Source organism: Kineothrix sp. MSJ-39 (assembly GCF_018917935.1).
Taxonomy (GTDB): domain Bacteria; phylum Bacillota; class Clostridia; order Lachnospirales; family Lachnospiraceae; genus CAG-194.
Genome location: NZ_JAHLPN010000002.1, coordinates 253,521 through 272,577 on the forward strand (window position 1 = coordinate 253,521; position 19,057 = coordinate 272,577).

Below are 19,057 nucleotides of genomic sequence, written 5' to 3' on the forward strand. Positions count from 1 at the left end.
TAATAAATGAATTCTGCCACTATCCAGTGGTAACTCCCTTTAAATCTGTTGCAGACATCAGATAAATGAAGATAAATAAAGATAATAAGAAAGAGACGAGATCCGCTCTGCAAATCTCGCTCTGATTAGCGGTCGTCAAATACATCGCATAAATGCATGCATTTTCCTCGTTGCCATAACAAAATAACAGGGCTTCGCGTTCGCGAAGCCCCATAAATCATTCTAAACACATAAAGTACATAGCATAACAGCATATGCTGTTACATACTTATTACATATTATCTTACAGTCTCTTTAACAGCTCTTCTCTCTGTGCTTCATAGCCCGGTTTGCCAAGGAGAGCGAACATGTTCTTCTTGTAGCTTTCAACACCCGGCTGGTTGAATGGGTTTACACCAAGGATGTAACCTGATACACCGCAGGCGAACTCGAAGAAGTAGAATAACTGTCCTAAGTAGAACTCGTTTACTTCCGGTACATTAACTTTCAGGTTTGGAACCTGTCCATCTGTATGAGCAAGGATTGTACCGTTCATAGCTGATTTGTTGACGAAGTCAACTGTCTTGCCGGCTAAGTAGTTCAGTCCGTCAAGATCAACCGGTTCTTCACCGATCGTGATCTCTTCGCGGGACTTCTCGATCTCTACAACTGTTTCAAACATGGATCTTGTACCATCCTGGATGAACTGACCCATAGAGTGAAGATCTGTGGTAAGATCTACGCTTGACGGATAGATACCCTTCTGATCCTTACCTTCTGATTCTCCGTATAACTGTTTCCACCACTCAGCTACATAGTGGAAGCTTGGCTCATAGTTTGCTAAGATTTCAATGCCTTTGCCCTTGCGGTTCAGTGCGTTACGAACTGCAGCATATTTGAGGGCATCGTTTTCTTCATATGGAAGATTTAATGCGTTTTCTCTTCCGCTTGCAGCACCTTCCATTAACTTATCGATATCTGCACCTGAAACAGCGATCGGCAGAAGACCTACTGCTGTCAGAACTGAGAAACGGCCACCGATATCATCCGGAACAACGAATGTCTCGAAGCCTTCTTCTGTAGCAAGACCCTTTAAAGATCCCTTTGCTTTATCTGTTGTTGCGTAAATTCTCTTAGCTGCTTCTTCTTTGCCGTATTTCTTTTCCATCATTTCACGGAATACACGGAAAGCGATAGCAGGCTCTGTTGTTGTACCTGACTTGGAGATCATGTTGATAGAGAAATCTCTGTCGCCGATGACATCCATTAAATGCTTGATATAAGTAGAGCTGATAGAGTTACCTACGAAGTAGATTTCAGGAGTCTTACGAACTTCCTTCGGAATCATATTGTAGAAGCTGTGACGCAGGAATTCGATCGCTGCTCTTGCACCAAGGTAAGAACCGCCGATACCGATGACAAGCAGTACTTCTGAATCGCTCTGGATCTTGGCTGCTGCCTTTTTGATACGTGCAAACTCTTCTTTATCATAGGCAACCGGAAGATCGATCCATCCTAAGAAATCATTACCTGCACCTGTTTTGGATACTAATGTTTCCTTTGCATCCATTGTGATCTTTTTCATTAAGTCAACTTCGTTTTCGCTTACGAAAGAAGTTGCTTTTGAGTAATCAAATGTAACTTTATTGCTCATTTTTTTCGCTCCTTTATTTCCTTTTCTGTTGGGAGGGATCTGCCGGATACCGTAACCGCTCGTAACCCCGACATTCCTCAAGTATCTCAAACAGCTTTAGTGTAGCAAAAGAACGTGTATTTTGCAAGCATATCGTGCAATATCGTTTTTTCTCCCATTCCCGGAAAAATATCTTTTACAGTCAAATAGTTTCTGCTATAATGCACTTTGAAGAAGTTTGTTTTGTTAGCCACATCTTCATATATTTATAGAAAGAAGGTAAACTATGATATATAAAACATCAGGTACTTGTTCAAGTGCGATCGATTTAGAGGTAGAAGGTGACATCATCAAATCCGTTTCCTTTACAGGCGGCTGTAACGGCAATCTGCAGGGTATTTCCAGACTGGTAGAGGGCATGAAAGTAGAAGATGCCATTTCCAGATTAAAAGGAATCCGCTGCGGCTTTAAAAATACGTCCTGCCCGGATCAGCTTGCACGTGCCTTAGAATCACTGGAGGCTGCGAAATCATGAAAAAAATCGTCCTGACCGGCGGTGGAACAGCCGGACATGTTACACCGAATATCGCACTTCTGCCAAAGCTCCGCGAGCTTGGCTATGAGATCCATTATATCGGTTCTTATGACGGGATCGAGAAAAAGCTGATCGCAGACTTTGATATTCCGTATTACGGGATCTCGACAGGAAAGCTGCGCCGCTATTTTGATGTGAAAAATTTCACGGATCCGTTCCGTGTTGTGAAGGGCTTCGCAGAAGCGAAAAAGATCTTAAAGCAGATCAAACCGGATATTGTATTCAGCAAAGGCGGTTTTGTATCCGTTCCGGTTGTCCGTGCTGCTGCCAGCCTGAAGATCCCGTGCATCATCCACGAGTCCGATATGACACCGGGTCTTGCGAATAAATTATGTATTCCGGTCGCAACAAAGGTTTGCTGTAACTTCCCGGAAACATTGCAGAATCTCCCGGCTGATAAAGCGGTTTTGACCGGATCTCCGATCCGCGAGGAGCTGACAAAGGGCAATAAGATCGCAGGTCTTGACTATTGCGGCTTTTCTGCCAACCAGCCTGTGATCATGGTCATCGGTGGCAGTCTTGGTGCTGCCAATGTCAATAAAGCCGTCCGCGACGCACTGCCTGCCCTGTTAAAGGATTTCCAGGTCGTACACATCTGCGGACAGGGAAAAGTGGATAATCTGCTTCTGACCACAAAGGGTTATAAGCAGTTTGAATATGTAAAAGCAGAGCTCAAGGATCTGTTTGCCATGGCAGATGTTGTCATCAGCCGCGCGGGCGCCAATGCGATCTGTGAGCTGCTTGCCCTGAAAAAGCCGAACCTGCTGATCCCGCTTGTCAGCGGAAGTCGCGGCGATCAGGTTTTAAATGCCAAGTCCTTTGAAGCACAGGGCTTCTCCATGGTGCTTTCCGAGGATGATATAACAGAAACTGCGCTGACCGATAAAGTACACGAGCTGTTCTTTACCCGTCAGACTTACATCGATAACATGGAAAAGAGCAACCAGCTCGGTGCTATCGCAACCATTACGGGGTTAATTGAGGAAATAGTATGCGACGAATCTCACTAAATGAAGTAACAGATGACATGACACTTGCAAAGCCGATCTATCAGGGCACAAAGCTGATCCTGCAGACCGGCGCAGCAGAGCTTACCAAATATAAGGAAAAGCTGAATAACATCGGTGTTTTTTCCGTATATGTCAACGATCCGGTCTCTGACGATATCACAGTTCCTGACGTGGTATGTGAACAGACCAGGGAAAAGTGCAAGGCAACTCTGCGTCTTGTCTGCGATCATCTGCGCCAGCAGGGCAATTTCCATGAGCCGGAACTGGCTGAGATCGTAACTGCTTTACTTGATGAGATCTTCCAGAACAAAGATATCCTGATCAGTTTAAGTCAGATCTGTACTGTAGATGATGCAACCATGGTACATAGTGTTAACACGACTATTTACAGCGTCCTCATCGGTGTTAAATCCGGACTTTCCAAAGAAGAGCTGAAAGAGCTTGCAGAAGGTGCACTCCTGCATGACCTCGGAAAGATCATTTTAAACGAATCTATTTTATTGAAATCCTCCGCACTCACGCAGGAGGAATACAATCATATCAAGCTGCATCCTTCGCTCGGCTATGAAGCACTGGAGAAAAAACATCTGCTTTCCGATGCTTCCCGCCTTGTCGTTCTGCAGCATCACGAGAGACTGGACGGCAGCGGATATCCCGCCGGTTTAAAGGGCGATGAGATCCATCCGTATGCACAGATCGTTGCCATTTCAGATGTCTACGATGCCCTGACGAGCGAACGCTGCTACCGGAAGAGCCTGAGCAACTACAGAGCCTGCAGGATCCTGCAGGAGGATGTCCGGAGCGGCAAGTTAAACGGTGCTTACTTAGATGCACTGCTTTCCAATGTTGCGATCTATCCAAACGGTATCGTTGTTTATCTGTCCGACGGAACACATGGCATCGTAAAATCCCAGAATCCGGGATTTCCGTATCAGCCGGTCATCCGTGTCATTGATGACAGAGATCCGGACGGAAAGGTTTCCGTCTATGATCTGGATCTTGCCACCAGGACAGAGGTTTCCATTGTAGAACAATAAAGCAGCTCTTTCCCCGCCTTACTCGTATCGGAGGGCTTCGATCGGATTGAGCTTTGCGGCTTTATTTGCCGGATAATACCCGAAAAATACACCGATAAAGATAGAAAATACCACAGAAAATACAATACTCATGACAGATGCTTTCGCTGCATAGCCAAGCATCTTTGTGGCAACACTTCCCAGCGTCAGTCCGAGCACGATTCCTATTGCACCGCCCAGCAGGCAGATCACAACCGATTCCATGATAAACTGCAGACGGATCGATCCGTTTGTCGCACCGAGTGCTTTTCTTGTTCCGATCTCTCTCGTACGTTCCGTAATGGAAACCAGCATAATGTTCATAACACCGATTCCGCCTACCAGCAGGGAAATTCCCGCAATGACTGCGATCGCCAGAGAAACGGTCGTCAGCATACTGGTCATGGAAGAAAGCATGGATTCCATACTTGTCACACTCACTTCGTAGTATTCATTTCTGCTGTAATACCGGTTAAAGAAATTCTCCGTTTCCTCCAGAAAAGTTTCCGTATCCGTTCCGGTCGCCGAAACAACGGTAAGCTGAGAGAAACCATCTGTTGCATGTGTCTGGTTTTTTGCTGTAAGCAGAGGCAGATACACATCTGTTGTCGTATCATATTCCGAGTCACTGCTGAACGCAGAATCCTCATATTCATAAACACCGACGATCGTATACGTGTAATAGCGGCTTCCGACCGCCGCCTCTATCGTACTGCCGACTGCCTTTGTCACGTCTCCGTCAAACAGATTCGACACCAGCTTATCCGAAACAAGGACAACCTTTCTGCCTTCCTCCTGATCCCGCTCTGTCAGCGATCTTCCCGCTAACAAAGTCAAGTCGTTAGCTTCCAGAAACCCGTCATTGACACCTGTAATACTGATATTAGCATAGGCTTCCCCATCCTCTGCCACCGCACTTCCGACAGATTCTGTGAGAGAAATGCATTTGATATTTTCTGCATAGGTCTGCTCATAGGCTGTGATCATATCCTCTGTGATATAATCCTCCTCACTCATACTTCTGCCTCTGCCTGCACCAAACCGCATCCCATCTCTGGTGACCTCCTGCGACGTGCTTTTCTGCTTTACACCGACGGTCAGGTCGTTTGCACCCATATCCTGCATAGAGGTTGTGATCGAAGTGCTCAAGGAATTTCCTACCGTCATAATGGCAATTACGGAAGCAATACCGATGATAATGCCAAGCATCGTCAGAAGCGCCCGCATTTTATTGGCTTTCAGCCCCGAAAGTGCCAGCATGATATTCTCAAACACCAGCATAGATGCCACCTCCTGCCTTTTCGCCGGTAATATTGCCGTCTTTTATCGTAATGATACGGTCTGTTTCCGCTGCCAGCTCTGTAGCATGTGTGATCAGCACGATCGTTTTGCCCTGTTCGCGGTTCAGCTTGTGGAACAGATCCATGATCTTTCTGCCGGTTACAGAATCAAGCGCGCCTGTTGGTTCATCCGCCAGCAGGATCGCCGGATCGTTTGCCATGGCTCTTGCGATCGCCACACGCTGTTTCTGTCCGCCGGACAGTTCATCCGGTTTGTGCTGCATCCGCTCTGTCATCTCGACCATATCAAGAAGCTCCTTTGCCCGCTCTCTTCTCTGCGCACGGGAAATGCCCGCATACAGCATCGGAAGCTCCACGTTTTTCAGCGCACTTGTCCGGGAGATCAGATTATACGTCTGAAATACAAATCCGATCTTGCGGTTGCGGATATGGGACAGTTCCTGGTCCTTTGCCGCACAGACATCCACACCGTCCAGCAGATAGTTTCCCTGGGACGGACGGTCAAGCAGTCCGATAATATTCATCAGTGTTGTTTTGCCGGATCCTGATGCTCCCACGATCGAAACAAATTCTCCCTGTCTGACTGTCAGATCCAGTCCGTGCAGGATCTCCAGTTCATTTGCCGTTCCTTCGTAAAAGCTTTTTCGGATCCCCTTTAATTGAATCATTGTCTTTTCCATATTACATACCACCCGGTCCGCCGGATCCGCCAGGTCCACCACCCGGGCCTCCCATACTTCCGCCATCCATCATATTGCCGTTATTATCCATGATAAAATCTGCATTTTCCGGTGATACCACATCGGAAGAACTTGTATCTGACTGACTGCTGAGCGGAATCTGTACCTTTGTGCCTTCCGAGATCTCATCGGAGATCACCTGCACATAATAGTCGCTCTCCACACCCTTTTCGACGGTCAGCTTTGTTCCGTCCTCGAGTGTCACATAATAACTGCCGTCCGCATCCGTTTCCACACAGTCATACGGAAGCGTGAGCGCGTCCTTTGCGGAAGTCAGCACAATGCTCGTCTTGGCAGTCATACCGACACGAAGTCTGTCATTGGTATCACTGAGTGTGATCTGGATCTTATAGCTTGCAGAGCTTGCGCTGCTTGTGGACTGCTGGGAGCTGTCCGTGCTTTCCGGTGTCTGTGCCACATATGTCACTGTTCCGGTCAGTTCTTCGTCCCCCGTCGCATCTGTTTTCACAACTGCCTCCATATCCTTCTGGATGTCCGCAATATCATATTCATCGACTGTTGCATCTACAACAAACTGGCTCATATCCTGCACGGTAAACATTGTGCTGCCATCGTAGGTATCGCCCTCCTCCACATTGATCGAAGTGATCACACCACTGATCGGAGAAGTCACAACACACTTGCCGAGTTTTTCGGTCAGCTCCTGTACTTGTGATTTCTGGCTTTTTAAGTTGTTCGCCGCTTCCTGCGCAGTGATCGTATAGTTATACTGGCTGTCCGAAATAGCCTCTTCGTTCTTTTCGTTTGTTTTTTCCTGCTCAGACAGCGATTTTTCATAGGAAGAATAAGCATTTCCCGTTTTGGAGGAAGCCTCCTCGTAAGCTGCTTTTGCCGCCTCTTCCGCTTCCTTTGCCTGCTCATATGTATTTTTTGCTGTTTCGATTGCATCATATGCCTGCTGCGCCTGCTCTAATGCCTGCTCTTTTTCCTTTGCAGCATTCTGGGCATCCGTATATGCCTGATAGATTTCCGTATCTACATTTCCGTTCTCATCTTTTGCCGTTGCCTGCGCCTGCTCATAAGCTGCCTGTGCCTCACTGAGCGTCTGCTGCGCCTGTTCATTTTCCTTTTTTGCCGTTTTTAATGCTTTTTGCAGCGCACTTTTCTGGTCTTTCAGCTTTTCATAAGCCTGCTTCGCCTTTTTGGTCTGCTCCTGTGCCTGCTCATAAGCATTTTTCTGATCATTTTCCGTCTGCTTTGCTTCGTTATAAGAAGAAAGGGCATCACTGACAAGCGCTGCCTGCTCCTCGCTGCCTTCCGTATAAGCATCCTGCGCATCCGCTATGCTGTCTTTTGCATCGGCAACGGATTTATTTGTTTTGGTTTCTTCCAGACTGTATGTATCCTGTGCGGTGGTAAGCTCATCACTGAGTGCGGAAGAATCCAGTGTAACAATCGTATCGCCCGCATTCACATAATCACCCACACTGACATTCACCGCTGTGACTTCCACATCCTTCACAGAAGCGGAGACATCTCTTGCATCTGCACTTGCGATCGTTCCGGTCACACTGATGGAGGAGGAAATATCCTGCTTTTCCACTGTAGCGGTCTGCTGTGTGATCACTCCTTTCCGATCCTTCGTGCTCCGCAATTTTTTCTGCTGCATAAAAATAACCGTACCAATGATACACAGCAGCATGACAAAGGCTAAAATGATCCACACCTTTTTCCTGAATTTCTTTTCCTCCTCCATGGGAACCTCCTTTTGTTTCATAAAATACCGGGAATAAAACCGGCATTTCTCCGTCTCGAAATGAACTATTCAAAGCATAAAGAACAGTTGTGTGCAAATCTGGAAATTTTTGTGTAAAAAATGTGTTTTTTTATTTGACATTTCCGGCTTTTTGTGCAAGAATGGCTTCGGATTGAGAAAGCTCGTAAAAAAAAAGAACCTCTGTTAAACGATTAAGTAAGGTTCTTGGGAGCTGTCATGAAAGAATTAACAAAAGGTAATCCGACAAAACTATTATTATTATTTTCTCTTCCCATTCTTCTGGGAAATATCCTGCAGCAATTTTATAATTTAGGTGATACGATCATTGTAGGACGGACGCTCGGTATTTCCGAACTGGCTGCGGTCGGTTCCACGACTGCTGTCGTTTCTCTTCTGTTTAATGTGATCAATGGTTTTTGTATCGGTTTTTCCATTCTGACCGCCAATGCATTTGGTGCACACGATGAAAACAGGATCAAAGAAACCATTGCCAAAAGCATCCTTTTGATGTTCCTGATCACGATTACCATGACCGTTCTGGGGCTTATCTTTATCAGACCCCTTCTGACCGCTTTACATACACCGGCGGATATCATGGAAGATTCCATTGCTTATATCCAGGTGATCTTCCTCGGTCTGATCGTAACTGCTGCTTATAACCTGATGAGCAATATGCTGCGTGCCCTCGGAGACAGTGTTTTCCCGCTGATCGCACTTGCGATCTCTTCCACCCTGAATCTGGGGCTTGATCTGGTCTGCATCAAAGGGCTGGGACTTGGCATCCGCGGTGCGAGCATTGCAACCGTCATCGCACAGCTTATTTCCGTGATCGTCTGCCTTATATATGTCATCCGGAAAATCCCGTATATGCATGTCAGACCGGAACATTTCAAATGGAACGGAAAGACTTTTACGGATCTTCTGACATCAGGTGCAGGAATGGCACTCATGTATTCGATCGTCGATATCGGATCCATTATCCTGCAGAGTGGTATCAACTCCCTTGGTACGGAGATCATCGCCGCACATACTGCTGCCCGTAAGATCTTCTCCTTCTCCATTCTGCCGATCTCCACGCTGGCTGCTTCTCTGGTTACCTTTACCAGCCAAAACACAGGCGCAGGAAAACCGGAAAGAGTCCGTGCAGGCATAAAATCAGCGACCATCCTTGGATTCGTCTGGTCGCTTGTTGCATTTTTCCTGTTATATTTTGATGGTGCAGCACTTGTCCGTATGATCACGGATTCCGATACATTCGTCATCGGAACCGCTGTGAAATACCTGCGGATCAATGTACCGTTTTACGTGTTCCTCTGTGTTCTCTGCTTTTTCCGCTCTACCCTGCAGGGACTCGGACAGAAAATCATTCCCGTGATCGCCAGCATCATCGAATTATCAGGCAAAGCCGTCATCGTGTTTGTGCTGGTACCGCGCATGGGCTATCTCGCCGTCTGCATCTGTGAACCGATCCTCTGGATCCTGTCAGGTATTTTAGTATCTGTGCCAATGTATCGGTTTTTTTTAACAAAGAATGTGCCCTAGCACATTCTTGCGCCTGCGGCGGTCGCTTGCGACATCTACATTGTACGCCGCAGTGCGCATCCCCGCGGAGCGTTTTCTTTATGTAATAGGAACAAAGTTACCTATTACATAAAGAAAACGCGGATTACGCATTCTCCTGATTCAGCACAAACGTGTCAATAACCTTGACAATGCCATCCTCGTCATTGGAATCTGTAATGAAATCAGCTGATTTCTTGACTTCTTCCTGTGCATTTGCCATGGCAACACCGACACCTGCATATTTGATCATTGAAATATCATTGAAGCCATCTCCGCAGCAGATCGCATCTTCTCTTGTCAGTCCCACTGTCTCGAGCATGCGGTCGAGCGAGGTGGCTTTATCTACGTTCTTAGGCATTACTTCAATAAAGAAAGGCTCTGAACGGTAAATACTTAAAATGTCGCCATACAGCTCATTCAGCTTCTCCACATGACGTGCGGCCGCCTCCGGCTCTGCAGTCATCAGGCATTTATTCAGATTGTATTCACCGTAAGCTGCAAAGTTTTTGACAGCCTTGCATGGCATCGCATTGATCCGCGATTCCAGTTCAATATATTCATCCATTCTTCTGCCAACCAGAATATCGTCTCCCATATAGGTGATGATACCCATATCATGTTTACAGGCATATTGGTAAAGCCCGGAAATCACATGCGGCGGAAGCGTGCGCTGGTATACGATCTCACCAGTCTTGCAGTTGATGATCCTGCCTCCGTTAAAGGAAAGCAGATAACCGCCGTAAGCAGCCAGCTCCAGCTCATCCGCATAGCGGCGCATGCCCGGTGTCGGTCTGCCCGATGCCAGGATCACTTTATGTCCGCGCTCCATAATATGGATAATGCCGCGCTTTGTTTCCGGCGTAATCTCCTTTTTGGAGTTTGTCAATGTTCCGTCAATATCCAGTACCAGTACTTTTGTTTTCATTCTGTATCCTCCAACTCTCCAAATTATATACATTCTGTGATTGCTTGTCAAAAAATACAAGAAAAACCCACATTATCTCTTTTCCGTCAAAGCGGCGTATGCTATCATGTTATTAAGTACACTCACGAAAAACATTTGTTTTTGCTGCAAAATTGAGTGAAATGATGAAACAGGAGGTTTAGAACATGAAATTCCACTTTAGTGGCCATATCTTATCCGAAAACGGAGAACTGAAAATAAATATTCCATTTAATGTATGGGAAGTCTGTGACAGCCAGGGGGTTCTCACGATTTCCGTCAATGCCATGGATCTTTCCTGGGAATGTAATCTGACACCGCTCGGCAAGGGCTATTACACCATTCCGGTCACAGAGCAGCAGGCAGAGGGACATATGGAAGAAGAATTCCCGGTTACTTTTGAAATCTTGAACCGCAGCCCGCATTACCGCGGTGATTCTCCTTATTCCGCAGCACAGCCGATCCGCAGGATCGATTCCGTAAAGCTGATCACACAGCCAAACGACGGCTTATGCGGACAGACCTGTATCGCCATGCTGGCAGGAGTTACACTTGACGAGGCATGTGAGATCATGCACTGCAGAGACTGGCAGGCAAGCATGGGCAAAATGGTCGATACACTTGATTATCTCGGACTGGAGCACGAAAATGTGATCCATTATACACAAGGCGCAGAAGTCTCACTTCCTAAATGTGCAATCTTAATGGAAAAGATGGGACGCTACAGCCACTATCTTCTCTGCTATGATGGCACTTATTACGATCCGACCATGGGTATTCTGGACAATTTTGATCAGAAGAATCTGGTTGGTTATCTGGAAATTAAAACAGTATAAAAAACATGTAACTATTGGGGGACTTTATGAAACGTAATTATCGTATTTTCTTTCTTTTTCTGGGACTGATCCTGCTGATCTGTCCTTCCTTATCTGTCAACGCAGCGGGAAAAAGCATGACTTTACTGAAAGGGGAAACAGCCACTTTTTCAGCAGGCAGCGGTTATACCTACACATCTTCTGCCCCGTCTGTTGCCCGCGTTAATCAAGATACCGGCCGCATAAAGGCAAAAAGCGGAGGGAAGGCTGTGATTACTGCTAAAAAAGGCAAGAAAAGGCTAACCTGTACCGTAACCGTAAAGGATCACGTTGATATTATCGTCTTTGCAGGCCAGAGCAATATGACCGGTGTCGGAAATGCAGCTTCCGCACCCAAGCTGAAGGATCATGCAGGATATGCATACAACTATGTCACTGCCAAAAATAAGTTTTCCGCACTGAAAGAGCCTTTTGGCAAAGGACAGGACGACGAAAATCTGCAAAACTATGATTATGCCAGAGGTTCTATGGTAACAGCCTTTGTCAATGCCTATTATCAGAAGACAAAGACGCCTGTGATCGCCGTTCCAGCTTCCGCAGTCGGAACCGGCTCTGTTTCCTGGGAAGATTTCCGATATAAATCTGTGATCACCAGAGTTAATGCAGCAAAGAAGCTTGCACAGAAAAAAGGATTGACTGTCAGACATACCTATCTGGTATGGATGCAGGGTGAAAACGATGCGTTTGCCGGTATGTCCGCAAAAGCACATACCTCCAATCTGAAATCCATGTATCAGAAGATAAAAAAGAAGACCAATATGGAGCAGTGCTTCATCATCGGTCTTCCGAAATACTATAATAATCCTGAAATAGCCAGAAACTATACCATTATACGAAATGCACAGGCAAAGCTTTGTAAAAACAGCAATTCCTTTACGATGGGCTCTGCCAAAGCCGCAACTCTTTCCGCTGCCTATCTGCAGGGAGACGGACTCCATCTGACGCAGAAAGCACTGAACCTCATCGGAACAGATGCAGGCAGAAACGTCGGTAATTACGCAAACTGCGACTGATATGTTTCATTTAACCAGTTAACAGCTTCCTCCTTGCCCTCCGGGGTAAGGGGGAATTCTTTTTGTATTTTTTTCTCCGGCTCTGTTTTGGAGAAACAAAATGGTTCCGGCCATGCATAGGCGGTCAGCACCATATCTTCATCCCTGCTTTCTTTTCTCAGCATATAGCGCATCCCCTGATACCCACCGGTATATTCCAGTTTCTTGATAAAATTCAATGATATCTTTGAAGAATCAATCATGTTCTTCCTCCCATTTTGCATAGTAGAGCGCACAGTCTACCGCACGTTTCCAGCTTCTGACAAGCTCCTGTCTCTTTTCCTGTGGCATGGAAGCAGTAAAGACCCGGTCAATCTGCCAGTTTTCTTTGATCTCCTCTGTATCCTTCCAGTAACCGACCGCCAGTCCTGCCAGATAAGCCGCACCAAGTGCGGTTGTCTCAATACAACGCGGACGCTGCACATCCACACCAAGCAGATCCGCCTGAAACTGCATCAGAAAATCATTGGCACTTGCGCCGCCATCCACTTTCAGCTTCAGCAAAGAAAGTTCCGCATCCGCACGCATGGCGGTAAGCACATCCATCGTCTGGAATGCGATCGACTCCATGATCGCCCGTATAAAATGCTCCTTCTGACAGCCTCGCGTCAATCCCGTTACCATACCTCTGGCATATGGATTCCAGTAAGGTGCTCCCATTCCCGTAAAAGCAGGAACGATCATCGTGCCTGCGGTATCTTCTACCGATTCACAGATCTTCTGTGTCTGTGGTGCCTGCTCGATCAGGTGCATTCCGTCCCTGAGCCACTGGATCGCAGCCCCTGCCACAAAAACACTGCCTTCGAGTGCATATTCTGCCTTTCCGTCCGCCGATGCTGCGATCGTTGTCAACAGTCCCGCACGCGACTTTACAGCCCTGTCGCCTGTATGCATCAGCATAAAACAGCCCGTTCCATATGTATTTTTTACTTCTCCCGGTGTAAAACAGCATTGTCCGAACAGCGCTGCCTGCTGATCACCCGCTGCGCCCGCGATCGGAATACTTTCTCCCAGAGAACCCAGATTTGCATAACCATAAACACAGCTGCTCGGCTTTACCTGCGGAAGCATGGAAGCTGGAATATGGAAATAATCCAGTATCTTCTGATCCCAACACAGTGTATGGATATCAAATAGCATCGTTCTGGATGCATTTGTATAATCTGTCACATGTACCTTTCCTCTGGTCAGATTCCAGATCAGCCATGTATCAACCGTTCCGAACAGCAGATTTCCGGTCTCTGCTTCCTGTCTTGCGTTTTCGACATGATCGAGGATCCATGCGATCTTGGAAGCGGAAAAATACGGATCCGGCAGAAGCCCTGTCTTTTCCATGATATAAGCAGAAAGCGCCGGCTCTTCTTCCTTTAATCGGTCGATCTCCTTTGCCGTTCTTCTGCACTGCCAGACAATGGCATTATAAACAGGCTCACCTGTCTGCTTATTCCAGACGATCGTTGTCTCTCGCTGGTTCGTGATCCCAATACCGGCAATACACTCATCCTCACCCAGCATCGTCAGCGCTTCCGTCATGACCGAATACTGGGAAGACCAGATATCTTTCGGGTTGTGCTCTACCCAGCCCTCCTGCGGATAGATCTGCGTAAATTCCTTCTGTGCTTTTGCTCGGATATTCCCCATTTTATCAAACAGAATACATCTGGAGCTTGTCGTACCCTGATCGAGTGCCATCATATATTTTTTCATACCGTTCTCCTTGTGTTTTAATCATCGACTTTAAAAACCAGCTGAATGATAAAATACTGTCCATCATTCATAACTTCTACACTGCCACCCATGGATTTCATGATCTTTTCCACAATTTTCAGCCCGATCTTCGTGCTTTCCACCTTGGAAGTATCCTGTCTGACGCCGTTCTGCACCATTAAAAGCAGCTCTCCCGGCTGCAGTGTATAACTGATATTGACAGGAACCGTATTATCTCCGTATTTACGCAGATTATGGAAAATATTGTCAAAGATCCGCGCGAATTCCTCGGGATTGATCAGCATCCGGAACGATTCCTGGATGGGTGAAAAGGAAACAACAAAGCCCTGGCTGTTGATATAAGCGATTTGTTCCTTCAGGACAGAATTCAGCAGTGCTTTGCCGTCTACCTCGGACTGCTGCGCCTCCTGCTGCTGTCCGCCAAATGCAAGGAAATACCGGAACAGCTTGTCCGTTGTATCCTTCATGATAAATGCATTACTTCTTGCCTTCTGGATATAATCAAACAGCTCCTCTTCCTGTGTGAATTTGCGCCGGTACAAAATCTCCAGATATCCGATCTGCTTTGTCAGAGGCGTCCGCAGGTCATGCGACATCGCCGTGATCAGCTCATGGTTTGCCGTAATGGCATCTCTCTCCGTCTGGATCTTATGCAGCACGTTCCGCCGCAGGTTATTGATACCCTCTCCAATCTGTGACAGTTCATCATTTCCGCTTACTGTAACCTCACGATCCAGATCTCCCGCCTCGAGCAGACGCAGATCGTCGCGCAGTCCTACTACGTAAGACAATCTCTTTTTCATGCACTGCATCAGCAAAAAGATAAAAAATAACGTTGAGATCAGCACGGAAATAACAAGTGCGACCGTCGTATACCGTTCCGTCATTCTGTCCAAAATCGGTTCGCACAGGACAACCGCATCCTTGAAACGCACCTCGTATGGCTGTATCTCCTGCGGTCTTTGGTAGATCGAAATGACGGAGTTGTTATATTTTGCCTGCAACGTTTCAAGCTCCCGGATCGTATCTTTTGTGCCCATCACGCCCTTTTTCTTTTCCCACTGCAGGATCTCCTTTTTGTTGATCGTGGAAAGTCCCCGCTGGGATACAAAAGCCTGTAATTCCGCCATAACCTGATCTTTTTGTGTCTGCTGTACATCCTGCTCTGCCATATGATGGTAAATAATGCTCCTGCTGCCAAAGAAAAGCAGTGCAAGCAGTAAAACAGATCCCGTTGCTGCCCCCAGACAGCAAAAATACAGCTTTTTCCAGAGCTTTGTCTTAAATACAGAAGTATAGATCTCTTTTTGCTTCTTTTCCTTACTCAATATAGTAGCCTCTTCCCCATTTATTCTTGATCAGCTCGCCCTGTCCTTCTTCCTGCTTGAGTTTTTCCCGCAGATTTCTGATATGCACCATGACTGTATTGCTCGCGGAAGGTAAAAAAGTATCCTGCCAGACCGCTTCATAGATTTCCTGCAGGGAGAATACCTTGCCCTTATTTTCGGAAAGCAGCAGTAAAATGCCGTACTCTGTATTCGTCAGCTCCACATTTTTGCCGTTTTTCGTCACGGAAACCTGATCCTTGTCGATGATCAGATCGCTGATAAAGACCTGCTTTTCCTTCTGCGGATCCGACTGTCCGCCGTATTGTCTGTATCTGCGCATCAGTCCGCCCACTCTGGCAATCAGCTCTGTATAAGAAAACGGCTTCTGCATATAATCATCACCGCCTGCCAGAAAGCCTTCTACCAGATCGGTCTCCCTGTTCTTTGCCGTCAAAAACAGAACCGGAACCTGCGAGATCTCGCGGATCTGCTTGCAGACACTGTATCCGTCCATATCGGGCATCATGATATCCAGAATGATCACATCCGGCGAAAATGTCTTTTCCTTCAGGATCGTTAGTGCCTGCATACCATCTGCCACAGTTTCTACCGTATATCCTTCACTGGAAAGAAGCACCTGTACGATCTCACGGATCTCCACATCATCGTCTATGACCAAGATATTGCCTGTTTTCATGCATTTTCCTCCTTTTGCATCACAAATTCCTTGTTTCCCGTAAAAGCCACTGCTTTTCTTCTTCTGTTAAATGAGGTGCCAGTGTCTCATATACCTGTTTCTGGTAACCCTCAAACAACTCTTTATCGTGCCCGGACAGCATCTCCCAGTCGATCGCTTCCGGATCAAAAGGCACAAACGTAAGCGGCTCAAATTTCATAAACTGTCCGTACTCTGTCTTTTCCGCATGCACGCACAGGAGCAGGTTTTCCAGACGGATCCCATATGCACCTTCTATATAAAGCCCCGGTTCATCGGAAGTGATCATGCCCTGCTTGAATACGCCATCCTCCGCCACGCGGCTGCGGATCGCATTCGGCCCTTCATGCACATTCAGCAGATAACCGACTCCATGCCCTGTTCCATGCTTGAAATCAAGCCCCATTCTGTATAATGGCTCTCTCGCCAGATAATCCAGATGCGCTCCGCTCAGTCCATAGCGGAATTTTGCATCCATCAGCCGTAAGTTGCCCAGAAGCACCGCGGTATAATGCTGCTTTTGCAATTTTGTAATCGGCCCCATGACAATTGTCCTTGTGATATCTGTCGTTCCCTCCAGATAATGACCGCCTGTATCTGCCAGAAGGAAGCTCTCTTTTCCGATCGGGATATCCGTTTCTTCCGTCGGCTCATAATGCACGATAGCACCATGACTGCCATAGGCTATGATCGGCGCAAAGCTCTGCCCCAGATAATGCGGCATCTGCTTCCTGTAGCCTTCCAGCTTTTCCGCCGCGGAAAGCTCTGTAGCCTCTTCCTTACCGGTTCTGACCTCTGTTTTCAGCCAGCGGATGAAACGTGTCACCGCAACGCCGTCCCAGATATGTGCCTGTCTTTCATTTTCTACTTCTGTATGGTTTTTTACTGCCTTTTCCAAAGCGACCGGGCTTTTGGAGATTACAATATTGTAATTCTCTGCCAACATACTTACAATTTTGTAATTCACAGTATCCACGTCCAGCCAGATCTTACTTCCTGCCGGGAATGACTGAAGATCCTGATAGAAATCCTCATACGCCCTGACATCGACCGCCTCCTCAAATACCGGTAAGGATTCTCTGCTGCGGACATATAAGGTTGCTCTTGTTTTGGAAAGCACCAGATAAGAAAGAAATACCGGATTGTAGGCAATGTCATTCCCGCGCAGGTTCAGGATCCAGGCAATCTCATCCAGCGAAGTCAGGATCAGGTAATCAACGCCCTGCTCCTGCATTTTGATCTGTGCAGCCTTCAGCTTGATATCTCTGGCTACCCCTGCATAAGAAAGTGCAAGCTCCCAGATCGGTTCCTTGGAAAGCGGAGGTCTTTCCGCCCCCCAGATCTCACCTGCCAGATCCTTTCCGTCCTCTATCTGTGCCTTCTGCCCGCACAGCTCTTCAATTTCCTGCTGCAGCTTTTCCACATAAGCAGCACCGACGACTCTGCCATCAAAACCGATCCGCATCGTTTTCCCTGCCTGCTTACATTTTTGTAATTGACCGGCAATATACGCCGTTACTGTCGGGACATTCGCCTCTCCCATTTTCATTAACCGGATGCCCGTTCCCGCAAGCTGTTCCTCTGCCTGCAGAAAATATCTGCCGTCTGTCCATAAAAGGCTTTCCGTCTCAGTGACAAGAAGCGTGGCGGCAGATCCGGTAAATCCGCCAAACCACGCAATTGTTTTAAAATATTCTCCGATATATTCCGAGCCATGAAAATCATTCATCGGGATCAGATAGGCCCGCAGATCCTCCTGCTGCATTCTGCTTCTCAGCTGATTAATTCTGGCTGCATGGATATTCTCACTCATTTTCGATACACTTCCTTTATAAAATCACAAGTCTCATAAGGCAGATCAAAATAGGTCGCACCTGCTGCATATGGTGCAAGCAGATATTCGTTCGATACGATCGTCATGCCATCTTCTGTCAGATACCAGGAATCCTCTGTCAGCACATCCGGAATATAGTTTTCATATTCTTCAAAAAAGATGCCATATCCGTCTTCCTGCATGGATTTTTCCTGCATTTCCTGTGCCTTTTCAAGCAGAAGCTGATCAACCTGCGCTTTTCCTTCCTCTTCGTCTTCCATCAGATCACTCAGAAGGATCCTCTCTCCTGTCTTTGCATCAAAGGTAACACCGGCGATTATATTATTGCCATGTGCACCTCCGGTATAAGTCGTGGACTGCTCCTGAAAACTGATCACGGTATCGTCCTGCCGCATCACGGTATAATCGCTGCCACTGTAATAACCGAAGGTATCTTCCGTCGGTTCTTCTGTTCCGTTTTCCTGTGCGATATCCACTCTGGTCTGATAATCCTCTTTTGCCCACTCATAATATTCATTACAATCGGAAAGCAGGGCTTCCTTCTGCTGCGCAAAGTAGCTGTTGATCTGCTCAGCCGCTTCCGGATTGTCTGTACTGGTTACCTTTGGCAGATTAAATTCATACTTCAGATAAGAAATCGTTCCATCATCCGATTTCATCTCACCCGTTTCTTTTTCATAGGAAATCTCAAAAGCTGCAGCTTTATCGGATACATTCTCTTCCGTATCGGACGCTTCACTGTCATCTGCAGCTTCCGCTTCATCACTTGCTGTATCTGTATCAGACGCCTGTCCGTCTTCTTCCTGTACCTGATCAGCGGAGACATCTGAAACTTCCTGTGTCTGATCTGCTGTCACTTCCTCCTGCTTCTGACAGCCTGCCAGCAGACTGATGGAAAGAAGCAGTCCACATAGGATCAAGGTTCTTTTTTTCATATTTATCCTCCTATAATATCATGAAAATATCGT

General features: G+C 46.8%; 17 protein-coding genes. 6 read left to right on the forward strand and 11 right to left on the reverse strand.

Features of this window, described 5'->3' with window-relative positions; translation table 11 throughout:
• Nucleotides 1–283 precede the first annotated feature (283 nt).
• Nucleotides 284–1,633, reverse strand: a complete 1,350-nt coding sequence (locus KQI22_RS02725; RefSeq protein WP_216550540.1) for a glucose-6-phosphate isomerase — start codon at nt 1,631–1,633, stop codon at nt 284–286.
• Nucleotides 1,634–1,898: 265 nt separating this feature from the next.
• On the opposite strand from KQI22_RS02725, the gene KQI22_RS02730 reads away from it, so the two are divergent.
• From KQI22_RS02730 to KQI22_RS02740, 3 genes are read left to right on the forward strand one after another with little or no spacing between them, the layout of a single operon-like run.
• A complete protein-coding gene (locus KQI22_RS02730; protein ID WP_216550541.1) occupies nt 1,899–2,147 on the forward strand; it encodes a TIGR03905 family TSCPD domain-containing protein in 249 nt (82 codons plus the stop codon).
• Nucleotides 2,144–3,217, forward strand: a complete 1,074-nt coding sequence (locus KQI22_RS02735) for an undecaprenyldiphospho-muramoylpentapeptide beta-N-acetylglucosaminyltransferase (protein WP_216550542.1) — start codon at nt 2,144–2,146, stop codon at nt 3,215–3,217. The genes KQI22_RS02730 and KQI22_RS02735 overlap by 4 nt, the downstream gene beginning before the upstream one ends.
• Nucleotides 3,199–4,254 (forward strand): HD-GYP domain-containing protein, encoded by a 1,056-nt coding sequence (locus tag KQI22_RS02740; RefSeq protein WP_216550543.1) that lies wholly within the window; start codon nt 3,199–3,201, stop codon nt 4,252–4,254. Before KQI22_RS02735 ends, KQI22_RS02740 begins: the two co-directional genes overlap by 19 nt.
• An 18-nt stretch (nt 4,255–4,272) precedes the next feature.
• On the opposite strand, the gene KQI22_RS02745 is transcribed toward KQI22_RS02740, so the two are convergent.
• The 3 genes from KQI22_RS02745 to KQI22_RS02755 are packed head-to-tail and all read right to left on the reverse strand — an operon-like array spanning nt 4,273 to nt 8,030.
• Nucleotides 4,273–5,553, reverse strand: coding sequence for an ABC transporter permease (locus KQI22_RS02745; protein WP_216550544.1), 1,281 nt, complete (start codon nt 5,551–5,553; stop codon nt 4,273–4,275).
• Nucleotides 5,540–6,253, reverse strand: coding sequence for an ABC transporter ATP-binding protein (locus tag KQI22_RS02750; protein ID WP_305854755.1), 714 nt, complete (start codon nt 6,251–6,253; stop codon nt 5,540–5,542). Before KQI22_RS02750 ends, KQI22_RS02745 begins: the two co-directional genes overlap by 14 nt.
• Before the next feature lies 1 nt (nt 6,254).
• Entirely contained in the window at nt 6,255–8,030 is a 1,776-nt protein-coding gene (locus KQI22_RS02755) for an HlyD family efflux transporter periplasmic adaptor subunit (protein ID WP_216550545.1), read from the reverse strand.
• A 237-nt stretch (nt 8,031–8,267) separates the two neighbouring features.
• Between KQI22_RS02755 and KQI22_RS02760 the strand changes: the two genes are divergently transcribed.
• Nucleotides 8,268–9,593 carry an MATE family efflux transporter gene (locus KQI22_RS02760; RefSeq protein WP_216550546.1) on the forward strand — a complete coding sequence of 442 codons (1,326 nt, stop codon included), beginning with the start codon at nt 8,268–8,270 and terminating at the stop codon, nt 9,591–9,593.
• 124 nt (nt 9,594–9,717) lie between these two features.
• Here KQI22_RS02760 and KQI22_RS02765 read toward each other — a convergent pair whose 3' ends face one another.
• Nucleotides 9,718–10,539, reverse strand: coding sequence for a Cof-type HAD-IIB family hydrolase (locus tag KQI22_RS02765; RefSeq protein ID WP_216550547.1), 822 nt, complete (start codon nt 10,537–10,539; stop codon nt 9,718–9,720).
• Nucleotides 10,540–10,724: 185 nt separating this feature from the next.
• Between KQI22_RS02765 and KQI22_RS02770 the strand changes: the two genes are divergently transcribed.
• Together KQI22_RS02770 and KQI22_RS02775 are read left to right on the forward strand one after the other, a co-directional pair.
• Entirely contained in the window at nt 10,725–11,393 is a 669-nt protein-coding gene (locus KQI22_RS02770; protein ID WP_216550548.1) for a DUF1905 domain-containing protein, read from the forward strand.
• Between the two features lie 26 nt (nt 11,394–11,419).
• Nucleotides 11,420–12,445, forward strand: coding sequence for a sialate O-acetylesterase (locus KQI22_RS02775; RefSeq protein ID WP_216550549.1), 1,026 nt, complete (start codon nt 11,420–11,422; stop codon nt 12,443–12,445).
• Here the strand turns inward: KQI22_RS02775 and KQI22_RS02780 are convergent.
• The 6 genes from KQI22_RS02780 to KQI22_RS02805 are packed head-to-tail and all read right to left on the reverse strand — an operon-like array spanning nt 12,427 to nt 19,024.
• Nucleotides 12,427–12,687 carry a hypothetical protein gene (locus KQI22_RS02780; RefSeq protein WP_216550550.1) on the reverse strand — a complete coding sequence of 87 codons (261 nt, stop codon included), beginning with the start codon at nt 12,685–12,687 and terminating at the stop codon, nt 12,427–12,429. The genes KQI22_RS02775 and KQI22_RS02780 overlap by 19 nt on opposite strands.
• Complete coding sequence (gene glpK / locus KQI22_RS02785; RefSeq protein ID WP_216550551.1) at nt 12,680–14,191, reverse strand: glycerol kinase GlpK; 1,512 nt, start codon at nt 14,189–14,191, stop codon at nt 12,680–12,682. The genes KQI22_RS02780 and glpK overlap by 8 nt, the downstream gene beginning before the upstream one ends.
• 17 nt (nt 14,192–14,208) lie before the next feature.
• Nucleotides 14,209–15,540: a sensor histidine kinase gene (locus tag KQI22_RS02790; protein WP_216550552.1), complete on the reverse strand. Its 1,332-nt coding sequence runs from the start codon at nt 15,538–15,540 to the stop codon at nt 14,209–14,211.
• Nucleotides 15,533–16,237 (reverse strand): response regulator transcription factor, encoded by a 705-nt coding sequence (locus tag KQI22_RS02795; protein ID WP_216550553.1) that lies wholly within the window; start codon nt 16,235–16,237, stop codon nt 15,533–15,535. Before KQI22_RS02795 ends, KQI22_RS02790 begins: the two co-directional genes overlap by 8 nt.
• Before the next feature lie 19 nt (nt 16,238–16,256).
• Nucleotides 16,257–18,068: an aminopeptidase P family protein gene (locus KQI22_RS02800; protein WP_216550554.1), complete on the reverse strand. Its 1,812-nt coding sequence runs from the start codon at nt 18,066–18,068 to the stop codon at nt 16,257–16,259.
• Nucleotides 18,065–19,024 carry a DUF3298 and DUF4163 domain-containing protein gene (locus tag KQI22_RS02805; RefSeq protein WP_216550555.1) on the reverse strand — a complete coding sequence of 320 codons (960 nt, stop codon included), beginning with the start codon at nt 19,022–19,024 and terminating at the stop codon, nt 18,065–18,067. The genes KQI22_RS02800 and KQI22_RS02805 overlap by 4 nt, the downstream gene beginning before the upstream one ends.
• Nucleotides 19,025–19,057 lie beyond the last annotated feature (33 nt).